A 4314-nucleotide genomic window follows, 5' to 3' on the forward strand; every position below is an offset into this window, starting at 1 on the left:
CGAGGGCGCCGCCCTCGTCCTGACCTCCGACCCCACCCTGTGGGCCGAGACGAAGGACGCGCGCGCCAAGCTCGGCCCGGTCCTCCTCTACGACCCCTCCCACCTCTGCGACACCCCGGCCCGGCTGCACTGGTCCCCCACCGCGGGCTGCCAGGACAGGGCGACCGCCGACCAGCGCGCCACCGCCCTCCTCGCCCCGATAAGGCCGACCGCGAAGCTGGACAGCGCCGTGGCCGACACGGCCAGGACCCTGCTGCGCAGCTTCCTGCACGCCGCCGCGGTGGCCGACAAGCCGATGAAGATCGTCCACCGCTGGTCCCAGGGCAACCAGATCCAGGAAGCGGTACGCATCCTCCGTACGCATCCCAAGGCCTCGTCCGGCAGCGCGGGCGAGCTGGAGGCCGCCCTCACCGCGCACGCCGAACGGCGCGATATCGCCCAGGAGTTGACCGCCCGGGCCCTGTCCGCGCTGTTCACCGTCCACGTCCGTGAATCCTGCACACCGAACCGGACGGATGCGCTCACGCTGGATTCCTTCGTGGACGAAGGGGGCACGCTTTTTGTGGTGGGTGAGGCGATCGAGGATCCCAAGTCCCACCAGGGCCCGGGTGCCATGCCTCTGCTGACGGCACTCGCCTCCAGCGTGGTCGAGCACGGCCGGCGCATGGCCGAACGGTCATCCTCCGGTCGGCTCGACCCACCAATGACGCTCGTCCTGGACGACGTCGCCGCGGTGGCCCCGCTGCCCCAGCTGCCGGACCTGCTCGCCACCGGCGCGGACCGCGGGCTGCCGACGCTGGCGCTGCTGCGCTCCCGGGAACAGGGCCGGACCCGCTGGCCGGACAGCGAACTCCCGGTGTCCTAGCGGGACTTCATCTCCGGGCCCGGCTCACCGCTTGCCGCCGTCCACGTCCAGCGTCGTCCCCGTCGTGAACGAGTTCTCCATCAGGTACGCCGCCGCGTGGGCGACCTCCTCGGCCGTGCCGGGCCGCCCCACCGGCAGCCGCCCGGCGATCTCCTCACGGTAGGCGCGGTGTTCCTCGGGGCTCATCAGATGGGCGTGCGTGTCGGTCGGGCCCGGCGCCACCGCGTTGACCCGCAGCGGCGCGAGCTCCATGGCGAGGGACGTCACGGCGGCCTCGACGGCGCCGTTGACCGCGGCGAAGGCGAAGTAGCCCGGGTCGGCCTTGCGGTACAGGTATCCGGAGACGAGCGTGACCGACCCCGTGTCCTTCGGCATGTACGGCAGCGCCGCCCGCAGGCACCGGTACTGCCCCCACCACTTGACCTCGAAGAACTGCCGCACCCGCGCCTCGGTGAGCTCCTCGAAGGGCGCGATCACACTGCCGGACGCGCAGGTGAGGAGATGGTCGATGGTGCCGACCGACCCCATGACCTCCTCGACGGCCGCGCCGTCGGTGACGTCGAGGGCGCGGAACTCCGCCCGGGCTCCCGTCGTCGCGGCGATCCGCTCGGCGTGCGGGCGCACCGCGTCCGCGCTGCGGTCGGTGAGCACGACGCGGGCGCCGCGCCGCGCGACGAGCTCGGCGGTGGCGAGGCCGATGCCGCTGCCCGCGCCGGTGATGACGACGGTGCTGCCGGAGAGATGCACGTGAACCACGTTCCTTCGTTCCTTCGCTCTTTCGATCCTTCGATTCCCAAGGGGAGGCCTCCCTTCGCTTCGAGTCTCACAGCTGAAGCACCTCTTGACCTTCGAAATCCCGGTGCATAATCGTGCGATGCACGATGACGCAAAGGGCCCGGGGACCGGTGCCGCCGCCGGAACCGGAACCGGCTGCCACTGCACCGACACCGCGGACGCCCCCTGCGCCGACGGCCTGATCCGCTACCGCGCCGCCGTCGTCAAGGGGTGCCTGCCGCGCGCGACGGCGCCCCACTGCCTCGTACGCCTGGGTCTGCTGACGCCGCCCCCGGACGACCCGGACGTCCTCGTGCCGGTGTCGCCGAACGTCGCGGAGTCCGAACTGCTGCATCCGATACGGGAGTTGCTGGACGCCCAGCAGGACAGGCTGCGGTCGGTCAGCTCCGGTTTCTCGCCGGTCCACGCGATCTACCGGGCCGCGCGGCGCGACGCCCAGGACTGGCTGACGGTCTTCGACGGCGCGGACGCCGTCCCCGCGCTCCTGGAGCAGGCCATGCGGGAATGCCGCTCGGAGCTGCTGACCATCCGGGCGACGGACGGGATCACGGTCCCGGCCGGCGTCACCCACCGCGCCCTCTTCCCGCACGCGGCCCGCACGCACGCCGCGCGGTGGCGGCACCTCCAGGACATCGAGCGGTCGGGTGGCAGCGTCCGCACCCTGCAGCAACCGACCGGCCGGCTCGTCGTGTGCGACCGGAGCGTCGCCTACCTCGTCGACCAGGGAGCGGTGGAGGTCCGCCATCCGGCCGTCGTCGCCCACCTCGCCGCCGCCTTCGACGAGGCGTGGGAGCGGGCGCGGCCGTTCTCGGAGACGACCGCCGCCCGCGCCCACGATCCGCTGATCCTCGACGAGGCCCGCCGCGCGGTGACAAAGCTGCTCGTGTCCGGCCTCACGGACGACGCCATCGCGCGCCGCCTCGGGGTGTCGCGGCGCACGGTGGCGGGCCATGTCGCCGCCATCTCCAGGGAGTTGGGCTCACAGTCCCGGGCCCAGCTCGGCTATCTCATCGCCCGCGCGGAGCCGGACCTGTAGGAGCCGGCCCCGTAGCGGCCGTACCCGTGGGAGCCGGCCGCGTACGGCCGAACCGCCGAAGAACACCCCCGCCGTCCCGGCGGAAACGACGACAGCGCAGACTCACTGACGCTCCCTCCACCAACTGTCCCCAGCACGACCGTTCTTGAGGAGTACGTCATGACCACCACGCCGGACACCACCGCCGCCGCGCCCCTGCGCCTCGCCGTCGTCGTCGGCTCCAACCGCGACGGACGCTTCGGGCCCACCGTCGCCGACTGGTTCACCGCCCTCGCCGAGCAGCACACCGGCTTCACCGTCGACGTCATCGACGTCGCCGCCCTGGACCTGCCCGACGCCCACCCGGCCTGGGGCACCGAACCCACGCCCGCCCAGGCCGCGCTCGCCGAACGGGTCGACGCCGCCGACGCGTACGTGGTGGTCACACCGGAGTACAACCACAGCTTCCCCGCCGGGCTCAAGCACTTCATCGACCTGCACCGCACCGAATGGGAGGCCAAGGCCGTCGGCTTCGTCTCCTACGGCGGCACAAGCGGCGGCCTGCGCGCCGTCGAACAGCTCCGCCTGGTCTTCGCCGAGCTGCACTGCGCCACCGTCCGCGACGGCGTCAGCTTCCACGGCGCCTGGGACCACTTCGGCGAGGGCGGCCGCGCCCACGACAAGGACGGCGCGCCCGGCGCCGCCAAGGTCATGCTCGACCAGCTGGCCTGGTGGGCGAAGGCCCTGCGCACGGCCCGCGCGGAGAACCCGTACCGCTAAGGCCTCTTGAGCACCATCTCGTACTCCCGCGCGGAGGGGTCGCCCGGTACCGGGACGGCCCCTCCGCTGCGTACGAAACCGAAGCGGCTGTAGAACGCCTGCGCCCGCGGATTGCCCTCGTGGACGTACAACCGCACCTGCTCGAGCCCCTCAAGGGACCACGCCCACGCGACGGCCGCCTCGAACAGCGCCTCCGTCACCCCGGTCCCCCGCTGCTCGGGCCGCACGAAGACGCCCACGACATGCGCCTGGCGCTGCTCGATCACCCCGCCGAAGACGTCGTCCGCCCCCGCCTCCTCGACGAGCACCGTCACCGAGCCCGCCCAGTCGCCGTGCGGACCCTCGGCCACGAACTGCCGCGCGAGCAGCCCACGCGAGGCCCCCTCCGCACGCTCCTGCCAGTAGGAGTCCGGCTTCGCGGCGGCGTCCTCGTACGTCTCCAGAAAGGCGACCGGAGCCGCCGGATCGCGCAGCGCGGCCAGGCGCAGCTCCCTGACCCGCGGCCACTCCTCGGCGCGGACGGCCCGTACGACGTACTCATGTTCCATGCCGCGATCCTAAGTTCCCCGGACGCGACCCTCAGAAGGTCCCCGGACGCGACCCTCGAAAGGTCCCCGGACGCGACCCTCAGACGTTCCCCGGGCACACCCCTCAGGGTCCCCGTCGTACCCAGGTACTACCGCCCGCGCCCGCTTCCCGCCCCCGGTCCGACGATCCACGCCCCCGCGCACGCCAGCATCGGGACCATGATGAGGGCATACGGACTGACCAAGCGCTACGGCGACAAGACCGTCGTCGACGACCTCGGCTTCGAGGTCCACCCCGGCACCGTCACCGGCTTCCTCGGCCCCAACGGCGC

5 protein-coding genes and 1 pseudogene are annotated in these 4314 nt (G+C 72.6%); 4 read left to right on the top strand and 2 right to left on the bottom strand.

Annotation, left to right across the window (positions count from 1 at the left end):
* A partial coding sequence (locus tag AOK22_RS35040) for a type IV secretory system conjugative DNA transfer family protein (protein WP_244165226.1) occupies positions 1-865 on the top strand: 865 nt, incomplete at its 5' end.
* Positions 866-889: 24 nt separating this feature from the next.
* On the opposite strand, the gene AOK22_RS35045 is transcribed toward AOK22_RS35040, so the two are convergent.
* Complete coding sequence (locus AOK22_RS35045) at positions 890-1621, bottom strand: SDR family NAD(P)-dependent oxidoreductase (protein WP_157872382.1); 732 nt, start codon at positions 1619-1621, stop codon at positions 890-892.
* A 118-nt stretch (positions 1622-1739) separates the two neighbouring features.
* Here AOK22_RS35045 and AOK22_RS35050 point away from each other — a divergent pair, with 118 nt between their 5' ends.
* Both AOK22_RS35050 and AOK22_RS35055 read left to right on the top strand, forming a co-directional pair.
* Positions 1740-2696 carry a helix-turn-helix transcriptional regulator gene (locus AOK22_RS35050; RefSeq protein ID WP_055702745.1) on the top strand — a complete coding sequence of 319 codons (957 nt, stop codon included), beginning with the start codon at positions 1740-1742 and terminating at the stop codon, positions 2694-2696.
* 159 nt (positions 2697-2855) lie between these two features.
* Positions 2856-3455, top strand: a complete 600-nt coding sequence (locus AOK22_RS35055; RefSeq protein WP_055702746.1) for an NADPH-dependent FMN reductase — start codon at positions 2856-2858, stop codon at positions 3453-3455.
* On the opposite strand, the gene AOK22_RS35060 is transcribed toward AOK22_RS35055, so the two are convergent.
* Positions 3452-4003 carry a GNAT family N-acetyltransferase gene (locus AOK22_RS35060; protein WP_055702747.1) on the bottom strand — a complete coding sequence of 184 codons (552 nt, stop codon included), beginning with the start codon at positions 4001-4003 and terminating at the stop codon, positions 3452-3454. The two genes, AOK22_RS35055 and AOK22_RS35060, sit on opposite strands and share 4 nt — an antisense overlap.
* Before the next feature lie 198 nt (positions 4004-4201).
* Between AOK22_RS35060 and AOK22_RS43325 the strand changes: the two are divergent.
* Positions 4202-4314 (top strand): annotated as a pseudogene (locus AOK22_RS43325) (ABC transporter ATP-binding protein); the annotation flags it as partial.

The sequence above is a fragment of the Streptomyces silaceus genome (genome assembly GCF_001419745.1).
Classification (GTDB): domain Bacteria; phylum Actinomycetota; class Actinomycetes; order Streptomycetales; family Streptomycetaceae; genus Streptomyces; species Streptomyces silaceus.